This is a genomic window from Serratia sp. Ae19-1 (assembly GCF_059801225.1).
The window spans coordinates 330,972-350,166 of the sequence record NZ_JBCHWD010000002.1; the positions used below are offsets into that span (position 1 = coordinate 330,972).

General features: G+C 60.1%; 18 protein-coding genes. 3 read left to right on the forward strand and 15 right to left on the reverse strand.

From position 1 onward, the window contains the following. Window position 1: 1 nt before the first annotated feature. The 3 genes from AAIE04_RS06925 to AAIE04_RS06935 form a co-directional block, all read right to left on the reverse strand. Entirely contained in the window at window positions 2-616 is a 615-nt protein-coding gene (locus tag AAIE04_RS06925) for an IMPACT family protein (RefSeq protein WP_063918300.1), read from the reverse strand. Beyond that, complete coding sequence (pepQ, locus tag AAIE04_RS06930) at window positions 616-1,947, reverse strand: Xaa-Pro dipeptidase (protein ID WP_019455276.1); 1,332 nt, start codon at window positions 1,945-1,947, stop codon at window positions 616-618. Before pepQ ends, AAIE04_RS06925 begins: the two co-directional genes overlap by 1 nt. Before the next feature lie 112 nt (window positions 1,948-2,059). Next, on the reverse strand, window positions 2,060-3,256 hold the full coding sequence (locus tag AAIE04_RS06935; RefSeq protein ID WP_498576707.1) for an MFS transporter: 1,197 nt from the start codon (window positions 3,254-3,256) through the stop codon (window positions 2,060-2,062). 233 nt (window positions 3,257-3,489) lie between these two features. On the opposite strand from AAIE04_RS06935, the gene fadB reads away from it, so the two are divergent. Both fadB and fadA read left to right on the forward strand, forming a co-directional pair. Continuing rightward, window positions 3,490-5,679, forward strand: coding sequence for a fatty acid oxidation complex subunit alpha FadB (gene fadB / locus AAIE04_RS06940; RefSeq protein ID WP_498576708.1), 2,190 nt, complete (start codon window positions 3,490-3,492; stop codon window positions 5,677-5,679). Between the two features lie 10 nt (window positions 5,680-5,689). Continuing rightward, entirely contained in the window at window positions 5,690-6,853 is a 1,164-nt protein-coding gene (gene fadA, locus AAIE04_RS06945; protein WP_063918298.1) for an acetyl-CoA C-acyltransferase FadA, read from the forward strand. Between the two features lie 172 nt (window positions 6,854-7,025). On the opposite strand, the gene fre is transcribed toward fadA, so the two are convergent. From fre to pepE, 3 genes are all read right to left on the reverse strand, one after another. Further along, window positions 7,026-7,727 carry an NAD(P)H-flavin reductase gene (gene fre, locus AAIE04_RS06950; RefSeq protein ID WP_025160385.1) on the reverse strand — a complete coding sequence of 234 codons (702 nt, stop codon included), beginning with the start codon at window positions 7,725-7,727 and terminating at the stop codon, window positions 7,026-7,028. 50 nt (window positions 7,728-7,777) lie between these two features. Further along, entirely contained in the window at window positions 7,778-9,298 is a 1,521-nt protein-coding gene (gene ubiD / locus AAIE04_RS06955; RefSeq protein WP_043129093.1) for a 4-hydroxy-3-polyprenylbenzoate decarboxylase, read from the reverse strand. A 62-nt stretch (window positions 9,299-9,360) separates the two neighbouring features. Beyond that, window positions 9,361-10,086, reverse strand: coding sequence for a dipeptidase PepE (gene pepE / locus AAIE04_RS06960; RefSeq protein ID WP_498576709.1), 726 nt, complete (start codon window positions 10,084-10,086; stop codon window positions 9,361-9,363). Window positions 10,087-10,333: 247 nt separating this feature from the next. Between pepE and rfaH the strand changes: the two genes are divergently transcribed. Continuing rightward, on the forward strand, window positions 10,334-10,822 hold the full coding sequence (gene rfaH / locus AAIE04_RS06965) for a transcription/translation regulatory transformer protein RfaH (RefSeq protein ID WP_019455282.1): 489 nt from the start codon (window positions 10,334-10,336) through the stop codon (window positions 10,820-10,822). Between the two features lie 42 nt (window positions 10,823-10,864). On the opposite strand, the gene hemB is transcribed toward rfaH, so the two are convergent. The 9 genes from hemB to rmuC all read right to left on the reverse strand — a co-directional run bounded on the left by hemB (window position 10,865) and on the right by rmuC (window position 19,059). Next, the gene (gene hemB / locus AAIE04_RS06970; RefSeq protein WP_019455283.1) at window positions 10,865-11,887 is read right to left on the reverse strand and encodes a porphobilinogen synthase; all 1,023 of its coding nucleotides are present in this window, start codon (window positions 11,885-11,887) and stop codon (window positions 10,865-10,867) included. A gap of 14 nt (window positions 11,888-11,901) precedes the next feature. Next, complete coding sequence (tatD, locus tag AAIE04_RS06975; RefSeq protein ID WP_498576710.1) at window positions 11,902-12,684, reverse strand: 3'-5' ssDNA/RNA exonuclease TatD; 783 nt, start codon at window positions 12,682-12,684, stop codon at window positions 11,902-11,904. Between the two features lie 53 nt (window positions 12,685-12,737). After that, window positions 12,738-13,508 (reverse strand): Sec-independent protein translocase subunit TatC, encoded by a 771-nt coding sequence (gene tatC / locus AAIE04_RS06980; protein WP_019455285.1) that lies wholly within the window; start codon window positions 13,506-13,508, stop codon window positions 12,738-12,740. 3 nt (window positions 13,509-13,511) lie between these two features. Then, a complete protein-coding gene (gene tatB / locus AAIE04_RS06985; protein ID WP_019455286.1) occupies window positions 13,512-14,081 on the reverse strand; it encodes a Sec-independent protein translocase protein TatB in 570 nt (189 codons plus the stop codon). Between the two features lie 3 nt (window positions 14,082-14,084). Beyond that, window positions 14,085-14,348, reverse strand: coding sequence for a Sec-independent protein translocase subunit TatA (gene tatA / locus AAIE04_RS06990; RefSeq protein ID WP_498576711.1), 264 nt, complete (start codon window positions 14,346-14,348; stop codon window positions 14,085-14,087). A 79-nt stretch (window positions 14,349-14,427) separates the two neighbouring features. Next, a complete protein-coding gene (ubiB, locus tag AAIE04_RS06995; protein WP_019455288.1) occupies window positions 14,428-16,059 on the reverse strand; it encodes a ubiquinone biosynthesis regulatory protein kinase UbiB in 1,632 nt (543 codons plus the stop codon). Beyond that, window positions 16,056-16,664, reverse strand: a complete 609-nt coding sequence (ubiJ, locus tag AAIE04_RS07000; RefSeq protein WP_498576712.1) for a ubiquinone biosynthesis protein UbiJ — start codon at window positions 16,662-16,664, stop codon at window positions 16,056-16,058. The genes ubiB and ubiJ overlap by 4 nt, the downstream gene beginning before the upstream one ends. Window positions 16,665-16,677: 13 nt before the next feature. Beyond that, window positions 16,678-17,433, reverse strand: a complete 756-nt coding sequence (gene ubiE / locus AAIE04_RS07005; RefSeq protein WP_004934443.1) for a bifunctional demethylmenaquinone methyltransferase/2-methoxy-6-polyprenyl-1,4-benzoquinol methylase UbiE — start codon at window positions 17,431-17,433, stop codon at window positions 16,678-16,680. Between the two features lie 78 nt (window positions 17,434-17,511). Further along, complete coding sequence (gene rmuC / locus AAIE04_RS07010; protein WP_063918295.1) at window positions 17,512-19,059, reverse strand: DNA recombination protein RmuC; 1,548 nt, start codon at window positions 19,057-19,059, stop codon at window positions 17,512-17,514. Window positions 19,060-19,195: the final 136 nt, after the last annotated feature.

Consider the following 19,195-nt stretch of genomic DNA (forward strand, 5'->3'; position numbering starts at 1 on the left):
ATTATTGCGAAATGGGGGTTAATTGCAAATTACCGCGACTGAGATCACGCAATTTATTCCCAAACAGATCGACCTCGGTGGCCGGCAACGCCAGATGCAGCACGACGGCGGCGCCGTATTCGCCCTGCAGGATCCGACCTGCGGTTTGCTGCAGCAAGTTCTCCACCAACGCCAACTGCGCATAGTCGCACTGCAAGATATATTCGGCTTCCGGCACCTTTTGTACCAATGCCAACTGCTTCAACGCCTGTTGAACGCCGTTGCCATAGGCTTTCACCAGCCCGCCGGTGCCTAATTTGACGCCGCCGTAGTAACGGACAACCACGGCGGTCACTTCGCCGATACCGCTGCCCATCAGCTGCGCGAGGATCGGTTTGCCGGCGGTGCCCGACGGTTCGCCGTCGTCGGAGAACCCCAACTGCTGCGAGTCATCGGGACTACCGGCGACGAAGGCCCAGCAGTGGTGCCGCGCCGCCGGGTGCTCATCCCGTACCTGCTGAATAAACGCCTTTGCCGCTTCTACCCCGCTGGTCGGCGCCAGCAGGGTGATAAAACGGCTCTTCTTTATCTCTTCGGTAAAGCAGGTTGCTTCCGCCGGTATCGGGTACGGCCGCATCAGGCCAGGTTCAGATCGCGCGTCATGTTCTCGATGCGCTTTTCGTGGATCACGATGTTGTCTTCGATACGGATGCCGCCATACGGCTTCAGCGCATCGATGCGATCCCAGGCGAAGTGCTGCTTGAACTCACCGCTGCGCCACGGCGCCAACAGAGAGTCGATAAAGTACAGACCCGGTTCGATGGTCAACACCATGCCCGGCTGCAACACGCGGGTACACCGCAGGAACGGATACTTGGACGGCGCCGCAAGATGGGTGCCTTGCTCATCCTGCATAAAGCCGGCGGCGTCGTGCACCTGCAGGCCCAGCGGGTGACCCAACCCGTGCGGCAGGAACGGCGTGGTGATGCCCGTTTCAACCATCGCCTCTTCGCTAAGGCCGTTCACCAGCTTGTGATTCTTGAGCAGCTTGGCGATGCGCTGGTGCATCTGCACATGATAGTCGGTATAGCGCACGCCGGTCTTGATGGTGTCGATCAACGCCAGTTGTTCACTATTGAGATCTTTCACCAGGTGGGCGAACTCGCTGCCGCTTTGCGCTGCATAGGTGCGGGTCAGATCGGCGGCGTAGCCGTTATATTCCGCACCGGCGTCGATCAGGAAACTCAGTGACTCGGCCGGCGGCTGGTGATCCAGTTTGGTGTAGTGCAGCACCGAAGCGTGTTCGTTCAGCGCCACAATGTTGTCGTAAGGCACGTCGGTATCGCGGTGGCCGGTCGCCGTCAGGTAAGCCAGGTTGATGTCGAACTCGCTCATGCCGGAGAGGAAGGCCTCATGCGCCGCGCGATGGCCGGTTACCGCCGTCTTCTGCGCTTCGCGCATGCAGGCCAGCTCGTAGCCGGTTTTGATCGAACGGTGGAAATCCAGGTAGTTCAACACCGCTTTCGGATTGATGTTCTCAGAAGGGATGCCGAGATCGCGGGCGCGCTGTTGCGCATAACCGATATAGCCGACGCGCTCACGCTGAGGCGGAAGCTGCTGCGCAATAGCGTCAGCGTTGGCCAGCGGCATCAATTCAAGGGATTTGGTCCAGAAACTGTTCGGCAGCGGCTCTACGCTATGCCAATAGTCAACCGGAGAGTAGAACCACAGCTTCGGCTTATTGACGCCGTCGATCCACAACCAGCAGTTCGGCACCGACGTCACCGGCACCCAGGCTTTGAAATGCGCATTCACTTTGAACGGATAGCTATGGTCGTCCAAAAATACCTTTTGCAGTTCCCCGGAGTGAATCAGCAGCGCATCCAACTTGTTGCGCTCAAGCACTTCGCGCGCGCGTTTTTGCAGCTCTGCCAGGTGGTCGTTATACAAAGAAGCCAGCGTTTCCATCACAATACCCTTATGCCTTAGCACGAAAGAAGCCATCTTAACACAGCGCTCCGGCGCACCAACCTCATCGCGTTGGGCATGCGGAGCAGCTCGCAATTCCCTGCAAATGCCGTTACATCCGCAGTTTAACCATCAGCCAACCGGCCAGGCCGAGCAGCGCTATCGCCAGCGCCCACAGGCCATGGTGCTCCAACAACACCGCGCCGGCTGCGGCGACGCCCGCCAGACACTGCTGCAGAAAACCGCACAGCGCCATCGCATAGGCGCCGTACTCTTTGGCATCGCTGACCGCCATCGCCATGCTGTTGGGAAACAGCACCGCCTGGCCCAAAATAGTCAGGCAATACAGCGCGATGAACACCGCCATGCCGGAAAGGCCGGCCAGGATGCCGCTCCACCACAACAGCAGGATCGCTGCCGTCGCCAGAGCCACGATGCCGCTGCCGGTTTGCATCAGCTTTTTCCCGCCGACACGCGCCACCGTGCGGTTCACCGTCAACGCGCCGCTAAAGTAGGCGATGCCGATCACCAATCCCAACGCGCCGAACGCCGTGACGTTGAGACCAAAACCTTGCTGCATGACGAACGGGCTCACCTCCTGCAACGTCACCGTGGTGGCGAAGCCCAGCCCGCCAACGCAGGCCGGCCAAAAGAACCCCGGCCGCCGCAGGATGGCGAAGTAGGTGGCCGCCATCGCCGGACGTGGCCCGCGTGCCCGCCCCGCCTCCAGCGGCAGCGTCGCCATCAGCGCCAGAACGGTCAATCCGGTGGCGCCCATCAAGACGAAGCCCATCTGCCAGTGCGAATATTGGCTGAGTAGGCCGCCGATAAACTGCCCCCCGCCCAGCGCGGTGATGAAAGCGATGGAGAGCACCGACAGACGGCGCGCCAGCTCATCACCGCTCCAGTTATCCCGCACGATGATACGCGCAATGATCGCCGCACCGCCGGCGCCGACGCCCTGCAGAGCGCGCAGGGTCAGCAGCTCGGCACCGTTGCTGCACAGCGCCAACAGCCCGCTGCAGCCAATGAAGAGAAACAGGGAAAGCGTCAGCGGCGCTCGACGGCCAAAGCGATCGGCCGCCGCGCCCCAGAACAGCACCGGCAACGCAGCGCCGATGACGAAGATTGAAATGGACAACTCGGTGGCTCGCCGGCTCATCGTCAACTCCCGCATCACCGTCGGCAGCGAAGGCAGGTACACGGTCGTCGCCATTTGTGCCATGAACACCAACAGACACGCCAGCGTCATGGTTCTGGCGGGAATGCTCCATAAGCCGCTGCGTTTGACACAAGCCGCCTTATTCATGCGTAACCTCGTCTGAATGATCAATCGCTGCGAGCAAGTGTATGAGGGCCGACCAACTCCAGCAAATGCCGATAGCACATAAAATATAACTTCGTTCTAAATCAAAACACTAACTTGGTGAGATGTGATCCGACCAGCAAATATGCAATCTCTTATTTGCATATTATTAACATAAAAACCACACTCCTCTTCATCTGGTCATACCAGATCATACGCTGATTCAGGAGATAGACATGCTCTACCAAGGCGAAACATTACAACTGCACTGGCTCGATAACGACATCGCCGAGCTGGTGTTCAATGCACCAGGCTCGGTCAACAAGCTGGATACCCGCACCGTCGCCAGCCTGGGCGAAGCGCTCACCGTGCTGGAAAACCAGCCTGCGCTGAAGGGGCTGTTGCTGCGCTCCACCAAAGCCGCGTTTATCGTCGGCGCCGATATCACCGAATTCCTTTCTCTGTTCGCCGCGCCGGCCGAAAAGCTGCAAGAGTGGCTGGTGTTCGCCAACAACGTCTTTAACCGGCTGGAAGATTTGCCGGTGCCGACCATTTCGGCCATTAACGGCTATGCGCTCGGCGGCGGTTGCGAATGCATTCTGGCGACCGATTTCCGCGTCGCCTCACCGGACGCGCGTATCGGCCTGCCGGAAACCAAATTGGGCATCATGCCGGGCTTCGGCGGTTCCGTCCGCCTGCCGCGCCTGCTGGGTAACGACAGCGCGCTGGAAATCATCGCCGCCGGCAAAGACGTCAGCGCCAAAGACGCGTTGAAAGTCGGCCTGGTCGATGCGGTAGTGGCGCCGGAAAAACTGGCCGAAGCGGCGCTCAAAATGCTGCAGCAGGCGATCGACGGCAAACTGGACTGGCGCGCCGCGCGTCAACCGAAGCTGGAGCCGCTGAAACTCAGCCCCATCGAAGCGGCGATGAGCTTCACCACTGCCAAAGGCATGGTGCTGCAGACCGCCGGCAAACATTACCCGGCGCCGATGACCGCAGTGAAGACCATTGAAGCCGCCGCCAAGCTGGGCCGCGATGAAGCGCTGAAACTGGAAACCGCCAGCTTCGTGCCGTTGGCGCGTTCCAACGAAGCGCGCGCGCTGGTCGGCATCTTCCTTAACGACCAGTTCGTGAAGGGCCAGGCGAAAAAGCTGGCCAAGAATGTGGATGCGCCGAAACAGGCGGCGGTGCTGGGCGCCGGCATCATGGGCGGCGGCATCGCCTACCAATCGGCGCTGAAAGGCGTGCCGGTGATCATGAAAGACATCAGCGACAAGTCGCTGACGCTGGGCATGAGCGAAGCGGCCAAGCTGCTCAACAAGCAGCTGGAACGCGGCAAGCTGGATGGTCTGAAAATGGCGCAGGTGCTGTCGACCATTCAGCCGACGCTGGACTACGCCGGCATCGAGCGCGCGCAGGTGATCGTCGAAGCGGTGGTGGAGAATCCGAAGGTGAAAGCCGCCGTGCTGTCGGAAGTGGAAGGCCTGATCGGTGAAGACACCGTTCTGGCGTCGAACACCTCGACCATTCCGATTAATCACCTGGCAAAATCGCTGAAGCGCCCGCAAAACTTCTGCGGCATGCACTTCTTTAACCCGGTGCACCGCATGCCGCTGGTCGAGATCATCCGCGGCGAACAGACCAGCGACGACACCATCGCCAAAGTGGTGGCCTACGCCAGCCGCATGGGCAAAACGCCGATCGTGGTGAACGACTGCCCGGGCTTCTTCGTCAACCGCGTGCTGTTCCCGTATTTCGCCGGCTTCAGCCTGCTGCTGCGCGACGGCGCCGACTTCCGTCAGATCGATAAAGTGATGGAGAAACAGTTCGGCTGGCCGATGGGCCCGGCCTACCTGCTCGACGTCGTGGGCATCGATACCGCGCACCACGCGCAGGCGGTGATGGCCGCCGGCTTCCCGGATCGCATGAGCAAAGACTACCGCGACGCCATTGACGTGATGTTCGACAGCCAGCGCTTCGGTCAGAAAAACCAACTGGGCTTCTACCGTTACAGCCAGGACAACAAAGGCAAGCCGCGCAAGGACAACGACGAACAGACCGATGCGCTGCTGGCCGAAGTGAGCCAACCGCGCCAGACCATCAGCGACGAAGAAATCATCGCGCGCATGATGATCCCGATGATCAACGAGGTGGTTCGCTGCCTGGAAGAGAAGATCGTCGCCAGCCCGGCGGAAGCCGATATGGCGCTGGTCTACGGCATCGGCTTCCCTCCGTTCCACGGCGGCGCGTTCCGCTACCTGGATACGCTTGGCACCGCCAACTACGTTGAGCTGGCCCAGCGTTACGCACACCTCGGCGCTCTGTATCAGGTGCCGGCCGGTCTGCGCGCCAAGGCCGAGCGCAATGAAAGCTACTACCCGGTGGCGACACCGCTGTCCGACGTCGCTACCCGCCAACCGGCATGAGGTCATAAAGATGGAAAACGTAGTTATTGTTGATGCCGTACGCACGCCGATGGGCCGCTCCAAGGGTGGCGCCTTCCGCCAGGTACGCGCCGAAGATCTCTCCGCTCACCTGATGCGCGAAGTGCTGAGCCGCAACCCGGCGCTGGACGCCGCCGAGATCGATGACATTTACTGGGGCTGCGTGCAGCAGACGCTGGAGCAAGGCTTCAACATCGCCCGCAACGCCGCGCTGCTGGCCGAGATCCCGCACCGCGTGCCGGCGGTGACCGTCAACCGCCTGTGCGGCTCTTCGATGCAGGCGCTGCATGACGCGGCGCGCGCCATCATGGTGGGCGACGCGCACGTCAGCCTGATCGGCGGTGTGGAACACATGGGCCATGTGCCGATGAACCACGGCGTGGATTTCCATCCGGGCCTGAGCCGCAGCGTGGCCAAAGCCGCCGGGATGATGGGGCTGACCGCCGAAATGCTGGCCAAGATGCACAACATCAGCCGCCAGATGCAGGATGAATTCGCCGCCCGCTCCCACCAGCGCGCGCATGCAGCGACGCTGGCGGGTTACTTTAAAAACGAGATCGTACCGACCAACGGCCACGACGCCGACGGCGTGCTGACCCGTTTCGACTTCGATGAAGTCATTCGCCCGGAAACCACCGTCGAAAGCCTGTCGGCCCTGCGCCCGGCGTTCGATCCGGTCAACGGCACCGTCACCGCCGGCAGTTCTTCCGCCCTGTCGGACGGCGCTTCCGCCATGCTGCTGATGAGCGAATCGCGCGCCAAAGCGCTCGGTTTGAAGGCCCGCGCCCGTATCCGCTCGATGGCGGTCGTCGGCTGCGATCCTTCCATCATGGGCTACGGCCCGGTGCCGGCCAGCAAGCTGGCGCTGAAACGTGCCGGTCTGAGCGTGCAGGACATCGATCTGTTCGAGCTGAACGAAGCGTTCGCCGCCCAGTCGCTGCCGTGCATCAAGGATCTGGGGCTGATGGACAGCCTCGACGACAAGATCAACCTGAACGGCGGCGCCATCGCGCTCGGCCACCCGCTGGGTTGTTCAGGCTCTCGCATCTCGACCACCTTGTTGAACAACATGGAACGTCGCGACGCGCAGTTTGGCCTGGCGACCATGTGCATCGGTCTGGGCCAGGGTATCGCCACCGTCTTTGAACGCGTTTAGCTGTGTCTATCTTGGGATGACCGCGTCACCACTTCAAATCGCGGCATCCCGCCAAGTTTAGTTGCCGTTCTTCCCGCCTGTCAGGGGCGGGTTTTTTATGCCTGAAATTTGCCGACGCCCAAATAAAAACGGGGCGACCCTCGGCCACCCCGTTCACTGTGCATCGCTTCTGTCAGATAAACGAAAACGCGTCGCCGAACATATGCGCTTCCTGCGCGCCGCGCTCGGCGCAGAAACGCTCGCGGGCGATTTTCGCCATCTCGAAACGCCCGGCGATATAGATGTCATGCTCCGCCAGCGTCCCGAAATCCTGCAGCACCGCGCTGAGCACGGTGCCGCTGCGGCCGCGCCATTCGGCATCCGGCTGCTCGACCACCGGGATCACCTTCAGGTTCGGGTGCTGCAACGACAGCGCTTCCAGCTCGCTCAGATCGTACAGGTGCTTCAGCTCACGCCCGCCCCAGTAGATAGAAATGTCGCGATCGGGCTGCTGCTCCAACGCGGTCAGCAGAATTGAACGCGCATAAGAGAAACCGGTGCCACCGGCGATCAGCACCAGCGGACGGCTGCCCTCTTCCCGCAGCCAGGCATCGCCGTGCGGCATGTCGACGGTGATCGCCTGCTCTTTCAGGATGCGATCCATCACCGCCATAGCGTACAAATTCAGTTCCGAAGCGCCGATATGCAGCTCGATATAATCTTGCTGCGTCGGGGTAGATGCCAGCGAGAACGGACGCTTGTCGCGCTCGTCCATCACCACCATCAGATATTGCCCTGCCTTGAAAGAAAACGGTTGTTCAGGCACCAGACGTACCCGATAAACCGTATCGGTAATGGCCTCTACCGAGGTCACTTTACAGCTCAATATTGTCATGCGTTCCCTCTGTCGGGTCATCAATGCAAAGCTGAGAACAGAGCCTGACGTTATAACGTCGGCTCCCTGTCACTGAAGATTGCGAGCTCATCCCAGATTTCGTCGACGCGCGCACGTACCTTTTCATCCATCTGAATCGGACGGCCCCATTCGCGATCGGTTTCACCCGGCCATTTATTGGTGGCGTCCAGCCCCATCTTCGAACCCAGCCCGGAAACCGGCGAGGCGAAGTCCAGATAGTCGATCGGCGTATTCTCCACCAGAACGGTATCCCTTGCCGGATCCATTCGTGTCGTGATCGCCCAAATCACGTCGTTCCAGTCGCGCGCATTGACGTCATCATCACAGACGATAACAAATTTGGTGTACATAAACTGCCGCAGGAACGACCAGACGCCCATCATCACGCGTTTAGCGTGGCCGGCGTACTGTTTTTTCATGGTCACTACCGCCAGGCGATACGAGCATCCCTCCGGCGGCAGATAGAAATCAACGATTTCCGGGAACTGCTTTTGCAGGATCGGCACGAACACTTCGTTCAGCGCCACGCCCAGGATCGCCGGCTCATCCGGCGGCCGGCCGGTGTAGGTCGAGTGGTAGATCGCGTTGCGGCGCTGGGTGATGTGGGTGACGGTGAATACCGGGAACTGGTCGATTTCATTGTAGTAGCCGGTGTGATCGCCGTACGGGCCTTCCGGCGCCATTTCACCCGGTTCGATATAGCCTTCCAGCACGATTTCAGCACTGGCGGGCACTTCCAGATCGTTGGAAAGGCACTTGACCACTTCGGTTTTATTGCCGCGCAGCAGCCCGGCAAAGGCGTATTCAGACAGGGTATCCGGCACCGGCGTGACCGCGCCGAGGATAGTGGCGGGATCGGCGCCCAACGCCACGGCGACTGGGAAACGCTCGCCGGGATGCGCCTGGCACCACTCCTGGTAATCCAGCGCGCCGCCGCGGTGCGACAGCCAGCGCATGATCACTTTATTCTTGCCCAGCACCTGCTGGCGGTAGATGCCGAGGTTTTGCCGTTCCTTGTGCGGGCCGCGGGTCACCGTCAGCCCCCAGGTGATCAGCGGCGCGGCGTCTTCCGGCCAGCAGTGCATCACCGGAATACGGCTGAGATCGACATCATCGCCTTGCCATACCTGCTCCTGACAAGGCGCTGAACCCAGCACCTTGGTCGGCATGTTCAGCACCTGCTTGAACTTCGGCATTTTGTCGAACAGATCGCGGAAACCTTTCGGCGGTTCCGGTTCTTTGAGGAACGCCAGCAGTTTGCCGACTTCGCGCAGCGCGCTGATGTCTTCCTGCCCCATGCCCATCGCCACGCGATTGGCGGTACCGAACAGGTTGCACAGCACCGGCATGTCGTACCCTTTCGGGTTTTCAAACAGCAATGCCGGGCCGCCCGCCCGCAGGGTGCGATCGGCAATCTCCGTCATTTCCAGGTAAGGATCGATCGGCTGGCTGATGCGTTTTAGTTCCCCTCTCTTCTCCAGCAACGAGAGGAAATCGCGTAAGTCACGGTATTTCATGCTGATCATTATAGCGGCCAGTGGGGAGGGCATTATAAGCCCTCTTCACGGTTGTTGCTGCAATTTTGTTAACGCCGCCCGCTGCCGGGCGGCGTTCAGCGGCAGTGGAACGGCACCAGTGAGGCCAATGCGTGCGTATCCTGATATTCGCGCGTCTCTTCGCCGTGGCGGAACACTTTGAAGCCTTGCCCGTTGGCGCTGAAGTAACGCAGCTCGTTGCCTTCAACGTGCAACAGGCTGCCTTCACGCAGCGCCACTACCGATTCGCTCGGGTTGATCGCGCAGAACTCCGCCAGGCGCTCATCACGGGTTTCGCCCATGTGGCCGCTGATATGCGCATCGATGTAATGCGGGTTGATCTGCACCGGGAACAGCCCTAGCGCCGGCAGCACCACGCTGCAGCGCACCGGCATATCGTTGGTGGTGCGAATGCTCGGCGTGGCCACGTTGCAACCGGCACTCCAGCCGACGTAAGGCACTTCGCGTTCGCGCACCGCGCGCTGGATAGGCACAATCAGGCCTTGCTCGTGCAGCATCTGGTTCAGCAACCAGGTATTGCCGCCGCTGACCAAAATGCATTCCGCCTGCGCGATGGCCTCCGCGGGCGAAGCGGCGTGGTGGATGCTGGTGACTTCAATGCCCAACGCTTGCGCCAGCTCCTGCGCACGCCGATCGTAGTCGTAACGGATCAGCGCGTAAGGGATAAAGACGGCGGATTTAATGCCGCGGCGCGCAATCATCGCCAGCAGTTGGCTTTTGGCGTACCCCAGCAGTTCGGCTTCGCCAGACAGCTTGCCGTTGCTCAACAGAAACAGCTCCATTTCTCTCCCCCTCGGTCAAAAACGATGAATAGCGTCACAGCCGGTGGCGCAACGCCTTGCCATACTGTGACGGTAACAAATTTTTCAGCCCTCTGTTATACCAGCGCCGTATCGACAAGTGTGTGCCCCTTCGCTAATAGCCGTAGATTCATAGAGATAGGCGATGTTACATGCTGAAACTTGCATCACTATGTATCCGGAATAGCTTTTGATATGCTTACCGGCTGGCAGAAAGGCATGTGAAATTATGGAATCCTGGTATCTACTTTATTGCAAACGCGGTCAGCTGTTGCGGGCGCAGGAACATCTGGAACGGCAGCAGGTAAACTGCCTCAGCCCGATCATCACGCTGGAAAAAATCGTGCGTGGCAAACGCATTGCGGTCAGCGAACCCCTGTTTCCCAACTATCTGTTTGTGGAGTTCGACCCGGAGCGCATTCACACCACCACCATCAGCGCCACCCGCGGCGTCAGCCACTTCGTGCGTTTCGGCGCGCTGCCGAGCGTCATCCCGAGCAAGGTGATCGATGAGCTGCGCACCCACGCCAGCGAAGCCTATGTCGATCCGGAAACCCCGCAGCCTGGGGATACCGTCCTGATCGTCGACGGCGTGTTCGAAGGATTGCAGGCGATCTACACCGAGCCGGACGGCGAGGCGCGCTCCATGCTGCTGCTGAACCTGATCAACAAACAGGTCAGTCAAAGCATCGACAATCGGCAATTCCAGAAAATGTAATGTAAAAAGGCGCCCTCAGGCGCCTTTTTTACGGTTTCGCGCTTAGCGGCGCAGCGCTTCTTCATGCAGCCACTGGGCGACACGCTTGGCGAAGTAAGTCAGCACGCCGTCGGCGCCGGCGCGTTTGAAGCACATCAACGACTCCATCACCGCCGGCTGCTCCTGCAGCCAGCCGTTCTGAATCGCCGCCATGTGCATGGCGTACTCACCGGACACCTGATAAGCGAAGGTCGGCACGCCAAAGGTATCCTTCACGCGGCGCACCACGTCCAGGTATGGCATACCCGGCTTCACCATCACCATGTCAGCACCTTCCTGCAGATCCTGTGCAATCTCCTGCAGCGCTTCGTCGCTGTTGGCCGGATCCATCTGATAGGTCTTCTTGTTGCCGCCCTTCAGATTGCCGCTGGAGCCCAGCGCATCGCGGAACGGGCCGTAGTAGCAGGAAGCGTACTTGGCGGAGTAGGCCATGATCTGAGTGTTCACCAGGCCCTGCAGCTCCAGACGATCGCGGATTGCCCCGATACGGCCGTCCATCATGTCGCTCGGCGCCACGATTTCCGCGCCCGCTTCGGCATGGGACAACGCCTGACGCACCAGAATGTCTTTGGTCACGTCGTTAATTACGTAGCCCTGTTCATCGATCACCCCGTCCTGCCCGTGCGTCGTGTAGGGATCGAGCGCTACGTCGGTCAGAATGCCCAGCTCAGGCACCGCGTCTTTCAGCGCGCGCACCGTGCGCTGCACCAGTCCTTCCGGGTTATAGGCTTCTTCCGCATGCAGCGATTTCAGGCCCGGTTCGATCACCGGGAACAGGGAAATCACCGGCACGCCGAGTTTGGCGATGGCTTCCGCTTCCTTGACCAGCAGATCGATCGTCATGCGCGATACGCCCGGCATCGAGGCCACTTCTTCCTGGCGGTTGCTGCCTTCCATGACAAACACCGGATAGATCAGGTCGTTGACCGTCAGTTGGTTCTCGGCGACCAGGCGGCGGCTGAAGTCATGACGGCGCACGCGGCGCATACGGCGACCAGGGAAGGTGCCCGGAAATGCATAGCTCATAGTTTTCTCCTAGCTCAAACCAGCCGGAATAGCCGGCGGGCGTTCTCATCGGTTTTTTGCCCCAGCCATTGCGGCTCTTCCTGCCGCCAGATGGCGACCTGATGCACGATGTGGGGCAGGAAACAGGGTTCGTTGCGGCGAGATGCGGGTTTAGGCAGTAAATCCCGGGGCAACAGATAAGGGGCGTCCGTTTCCAGCAGCAGACGCTCGGCCGGGATCTGCGGCAACAGGGCGCGCAATTCCAGGCCGCGCCGCTCGTCGCAGACCCAACCGGTAATCCCGATCGACAGGCCCAACGACAGGCAGCTTGCTAATTCTTCGGCGGTGCCGGTGAAGCAGTGCACCACGGCCGCGGGCAGTTTATCCAACCACGGCGTCAGTAGCTCGGCAAAACGTGCGTGTACGTCGCGGCAATGAAGAAACACCGGCAGCGCCAACTCCGCCGCCAGCGCCAGCTGCGCAGTGAACGCCGCTTCCTGCTGCTCAGGCGTCGAGAAATTGCGGTTGAAATCCAGACCGCATTCGCCGACCGCCACCACTTCGGGGCGGGCGGCCAGGGCATAAATCTGCTCGGCGGTTTGTTCATTCCAACTGCTGGCGTAATGCGGATGCACGCCGGCGGTAGACCAACAATAGCCCGGATGTTGTTGCGCCAGTTCGGCGGCTTCGCGGCTCTCCGGCAGATCGGTGCCGGTAATCAACATCCCGGTCACCCCTGCGGCGCGGGCGCGCTCCACCACCACCTGACGGTCTTTGGCGAATTGGCTGCTGGTAAGATTAACGCCGATATCAAACATGGTTTTTTCCAAAGCAAAAGCCGCCCAATGGGCGGCTCAGCAATCAATGTGGTTCAGGGGGCTGGGGGTTCGTCGCCCTCGTCTTCTTCTTCCGCCTGCGGACGACGTTTGCCGGTATAGAAGCGGGCGAAGAACACCCCGACTTCAAACAGCAGATACATCGGTATCGCCAACAGGGTTTGCGAGAACACGTCCGGCGGCGTCAACAACATGCCGACCACAAACGCGCCGACCAGCACATACGGCCGTTTCTTCTTCAGGTCGTCCGGCGAAGTGACGCCACTCCAGCACAGCAGAATAATAGCGACCGGCACTTCGAAGGCGACGCCAAACGCCATAAACAGCGCCATGACGAAGTCGAGGTAGTTTTTGATGTCGGTAGCAATGGTCACCCCCATCGGCGCGGTCTTGGCGAAGAAGCCGAAGGCCAGCGGGAACACGATGAAGTAGGCGAAGGCCATACCGAGGTAAAACAGCAGGCTGCTGGACACCAGCAGCGGCATCATCAGGCGGCGTTCGTGCTTGTACAGCGCCGGCGCGATGAATGCCCATACCTGATACAGGATCATCGGCGCAGAGACGAACACCGAGACGATCATGGTCAGCTTGATCGGAGTAAAGAACGGTGACGCCACGTCGGTGGCGATCATGCTCGCCCCGGCCGGCAGCTGCTTGAGCAGCGGCGCGGAAACCAGCTGGTAGATGTCATTGGCGAAAAACACCAGCACCACGAACACCGCCAGCACGCAAATAATCGAGTTCAACAGCCGCTTGCGCAGCTCTATCAGATGACTGATAAGGGGTTGGGTATCTTCAACAGCCATGTATTAACGATCGCCACTAGGTTGGTGAGACGCTGGGGTTTTATCCGCAACAGGTTCGACAGAGGCAGGCGCCGTTTCCACCGGCGCTTTAGCGGGTTGCGCCGCCACTGGCGGTGCCGGTGACACGGGCGCGACGGCTTCAGGCTCCGCTGGCGGTTTTGGCGCAGCGGCGGGCGCGCTGGCGCGGGTTGCCGCTTCAGCCGGCGTCACGCCGTCATGCAAGGCTTCCGGATCGGTGACCTGCGGATTATGAATGGTATTCGCCAGCTCTTCTTTCTCGCCCCGGTAGGTGCGTTTCAAAGATTCCGCCGCGTCTTTCAGCTCATCCATCGACGCCTTCAGCTCCGGCGTCAGGTTCTGCAGGCCGGCCTGTTCCGCTTTTTTCAGACTGTCCTGCAGCTCCTGCAGCTTCAGCTCTTGAGACAGTTCGTGCTGCACCGAGGCCGCCAGCGAGCGCAGCGCGCGGATCCAGCCCGACACCGTTCTGACCGCGACCGGCAACCGTTCCGGCCCCAGAACAACCAGGCCGATCACCAGCACCAACAGCAGCTCACTAAACCCAATGTCAAACACGGTTTATACCTGCTCTTTGTTCTTCGACTCTTCCGGTTTCACTTCCGGCTGCTTTTCGGTAATAGGCTTGGCCGAGAAGTCAGCGTCATCCAGGCTGCTTTTTTCAGCCGTGTTGGTAGCCGACGGCGTATCGTCGCCGATCGCCTTCTTGAAGCCCTTGATCGAGGCGCCGAGATCGGAGCCCAGCGTGCGCAGTTTTTTGGTACCGAACAGCAGCACCACGATCACTGCGATGATCAACAATTGCGTAATACTAATACCGCCCATTTTAATTACCTCTAATTTAAAGGGTCTTTTAAAGCCAGCCCGCATTATAGGGCCGACTTTACCAGAGTAACGAATTAAATCAGGTGGTTCGCTTCCAGCCAATCACCCAGCATACGATGCCGGCGGCCATCATCCAGGCGGGAAACACCTCGATTTGCCCCAGCAGCAACAGCGTGCCACTTACCAACAGTGTAGCGCCAACGCCGAACAAATAACGTGACTGCCCCTGACGAACCCGCTGAGCCTGCATCTGATTAGTCAGCTTATCAACGCTTTGTTGCAACAGTTTATGTTGCTGCAGGCTGTCGTAAAACAGCTCGGGCAGTTCAGGCAGCTTCTCCGCCCAGAACGGCGCTTTCTCTTTCAGCGCGCGCACCACCGCCGGAATGCCGACCTGATCGCGCAGCCAGCTCTCGAGGAACGGCTTGGCGGTGGTCCACAGATCCAGCTGCGGATAGAGCTGGCGCCCCAGGCCTTCAACATACAACAAGGTCTTCTGCAATAACACCAGCTGCGGCTGCACTTCCATATTGAAGCGGCGCGCGGTGTTGAACAGGTTCAGCAGCACGTTACCGAAGGAAATCTCCGCCAGCGGCTTCTCGAAAATCGGTTCGCACACCGTGCGGATGGCGAATTCGAAGTCTTCCACATTGGTGTCGCGCGGCACCCACCCGGAATCGACGTGCAGTTCCGCCACCTTGCGGTAATCGCGGTTGAAGAAGGCGATGAAGTTTTCCGCCAGGTAACGTTTGTCATCCTTGTTCAGCGAACCGACGATGCCGCAGTCGATGCCGATGTAGCAGGGATCTTCCGGATGTTCATAGCTGACGAAAATATTACCGGGATGCATGTCCGCATGGAAGAAGCTGTCGCGGAATACCTGGGTAAAGAACACCTGGACGCCGCGTTCCGCCAACAGTTTCATGTTGGTGCCCTGTTGCTCCAGCGTGGCGATGTCCGAAACCGGAATGCCATAGATGCGTTCCATCACCAATACGCTTTCGCGGCAGTAGTCGGAATAGACTTCCGGCACATACAGCATCGGGCTGCCGTCGAAATTGCGGCGCAGCTGAATGGCGTTGGCCGCTTCGCGCAGCAGGTTCAATTCGTCCAGCAGCGTTTTCTCGTACTCGCGCACCACTTCGCGCGGACGCAGGCGGCGGCCGTCCGGCAGCAGCTTCGGCACCCAGCCGGCCAACCGGTACATCAGCCGCACGTCGGCCTTGATAACCGGCCCTATATCCGGCCGGATCACCTTCAGCACCACTTCCTGACCGGTGGTTTTCAGCCGCGCGGTGTGCACCTGCGCTATCGAAGCGGAAGCCAGCGGCTGCTGCTCGAAGTCGTCGAACCAGGTTTCCAGCGGGCCGCCCATCGCCAACTCGATATGCTTGCGCGCCAACGCACCGTCGAAAGGCGCCACCCGATCCTGCAGCAGCGTCAGCTGATCGGCAATCTGCGGTGGAAACAGATCGCGGCGGGTCGACATCATCTGGCCGAACTTGATCCAGACCGGCCCTAACTCCTGCAGCGCCAGCCGCAGGCGTTCGCCCAGCGGTTTGTCCTTGTGCCGATTCGGCATCCAGAACAGCAGCCGGCGGCCGAAGCGCAGCGGCAGCGTCAAACGCATTTTAGGGATCAGCTCATCCAGCCCATAGCTGAGAAAAACGCGGACGATAAAATACAAACGACGCAGTTCGCCTGGGGTCATCGCTTGCCCTCCAACTTGTCCATACGGGCAATCAGCGCTTCCGCGCTGCGGGCGAGCGCGTCGACTTCTTCATGGAACCACACCACTTCCAGCGGCCCTGGCGCCAGACGCCACTCTTCGGTCAGCGCCTCCGCCATGTCTTGTTGCCGACGCATCAATCCGGTCTTGAGTAACGAGGCACCTTTTCCCAGCGCCTGCGTGATGCCCTGAGCGGCGATATCGCCGATGTAGGGCGCCAGCCACTCCGCCGGATCCCACTCCGCCAGATCGAGCAGGACAACCAGCTGTTGCACCACCTGAATATCGCCTTCCACCGTCAATTCACCGCTGCGCATCAGCACCGGCAACTGCTGGCGATCGCGCAGCTTCAGCAAGGAGGGAATACGGCTGCGCACCGTGCAATCAGCGCTGTCTTCAGACTGCCCCAGCACATCCACGCGCAGTTCGCTGAACACCAGCACCAGCGGCGAAGCCAACTCTTCCAGTTCAATGCGCAGCACCTTGCCCGCCAGACGTTGGCGGGCGGCTTTCATGCTGCGATCGCGAAACAGCAGATTATTCAGCGAGGTTTCCAGCGCACCGGTCAGCAGAGGGGTAAACAGCATCGGCATCTCCCTCTCAGAACTTGAAGCCGCGATGCAGGGCGACAATCCCACCGGTCAGGTTGAAATAGGTGACGTTTTCAAAACCGGCGTTGCCCATCATACCCTTCAGGGTTTCCTGATCGGGGTGCATGCGGATCGATTCCGCCAGGTAGCGGTAACTGTCCGGATCTTTCACCACCAGCTCGCCGATCTTCGGCAGCACGTGGAAGGAGTAAGCGTCGTAGGCTTTGCTCAACGGCGCCAGCAGCGGCTTGGAGAACTCCAGCACCAGCAGGCGGCCGCCCGGCTTCAGCACGCGGAACATCGAACGCAGCGCTTTGTCTTTGTCGGTGACGTTGCGCAGGCCAAAGGAGATAGTGATGCAATCGAAGTAGTTGTCCGGGAACGGCAACGCTTCCGCATTGGCCTGGACGTAGTTGATGTTGCCGACAATGCCGCGATCGCGCAGCTTCTCGCGCCCCATTTTCAACATCGAATCGTTGATGTCCGCCAGCACCACCTGCCCCTGCTCGCCCACCATGCGGGAGAACTTGGCGGCCAGGTCGCCGGTGCCGCCGGCCAGATCCAGTACGCGCTGCCCACGGCGCACGCCGCTGCAGTCAATGGTGAAACGCTTCCAGATACGGTGAATGCCGAACGACATCAGGTCGTTCATCACGTCATACTTTGCCGCTACCGAATGAAAAACGTCTGCCACCATGGCCTGTTTTTCGTCTCTAGCGACGGTGCGAAAACCGAAATCGGTGGTTTCCTGCGATTGATCTGCCATTGTCCTGCCTGCTATTCAGTCAATTTTGTGTGGATGAGTGTACCAGAAGCCCGGGGAATACCCCACCTCGCCACGGCCTCAGCCGTGCGAAACGAAGCCCGGTTCCCCGGCGGTATCATCATCGTCGTTCGTCTGCGGCAGCGCGGCGACATCGTCGTCGTTCGCCTCTTCCGCTTCATCGTGTTGCGCGCCGGCTTGCTGCGCCAGCAGCGGGTTGATCGGCCGTTTGACCTCAACCCCCAACGCGCGAAAACCTTCAATTTGGCCAATAAGATTACCACGGCCTTCGCTCAGTTTGTTCATCGCCTGACGATAACTGCCTTGAGCCTTGTCCAGGCTCTGCCCCAGCGCGGACATATCGTCCACGAACAGCCGCATCTTGTCATACAGTTTCGCCGCGCGATCGGCGATGCGTTGGGCGTTCTGGCTCTGATGTTCATAGCGCCACAGATTGGTGATGGTGCGCAGCGCCACCAGCAACGTGGTCGGGCTGACCAGCATGATGTTGTGCTTGAGCGCTTCGCTGATCAGCTCCGGCTCGCGATCGATAGCCAGCAGGAAGGCGGGTTCGACCGGAATGAACATCAACACATAATCCAGCGAGCGCAGCCCCGGCAATTGCTGGTAATCCTTGCGGCCCAGCATGCGGATGTGGCCGCGCAGCGAGGCGATATGTTCGCTCAGCGCCGCTTCGCGCTCCACCTCGTCTTCGCCGTTAAAATAGCGCTCGTAGGCGATCAGCGACATCTTGGCGTCGATCACTACATCCTTGCCCTGCGGCAGACGCACGATGACATCGGGCTGCATGCGGCTCTGGTGATCCACCCGCACGTTGACCTGCGTTTCATATTCGTGCCCTTCGCGCAGGCCTGAGGCCTCCAGCACCCGGCTCAATACCACCTCGCCCCAGTTGCCCTGCGTCTTGTTGTCGCCTTTCAGCGCCTTGGTGAGGTTGATGGCCTCGCGCGCCATCTGCGCGTTCAGCTGCTGCAGATTGCGTATCTCGTGCGTCAGCGTGTGGCGCTCCCGCGCCTCCTGGCCAAAGCTGTCTTGCACCTGACGGCGGAAACCGTCCAGCTGTTCGCGCAGCGGCAACAGTAAACGATCCAGACTTTGCTTATTTTGCTCGTCAACCTTGCGGCCGCTGTGTTCAAAAATGCGGTTGGCGAGATTTTCAAACTGGGTGGTGAGCCGCTGTTCGCTGTTGATAAGCAGGCGTTGCTTCTCTTCCGCCGCCATGCGCGTCTCTTCCAGACGGATGGTGACTTCGCGCAGTTCGGCTTCTTGCGCGCTATTGACCTCGCGCTGGGCACGCAGCTCCTGATTGAGCAGTTCGCATTCGTTGCGCCAATGGTTGAGCTGTTGCAGCTTCTCATGCCCGGCCGCCAGTTGGCTGTGCAGATTGCGCAGCTCCAGCTCGCTCTGGCGCAGCTGTTGCTCGTGGCGCTGCAACGTTTCCTGCCGCGCCGCCGTTTCCTGCTGCGCCTGCTGCAACGCTTGCTCCAGCAACCGCAGCTCGGTTTCATGTTGCGCATGCGTCTGCTGCACCCGCAGACTGGCGATCAGCCACCCCAACAGCATGCCGATCGCTACGCCGCCAATCCCATAAATCAGACTGGTATCCACCCTGCCTCCTGTTGCACCTTGCCGTTGCGGCGTTTTGCACGCCCATTGCCCGTCACGTTAAGGGGAGGCTGTATGGATGTCCAGCCTGATTTTGCCGGCCACGCACAATATTGCGCGGCGCTGCGCAATTTAGCGA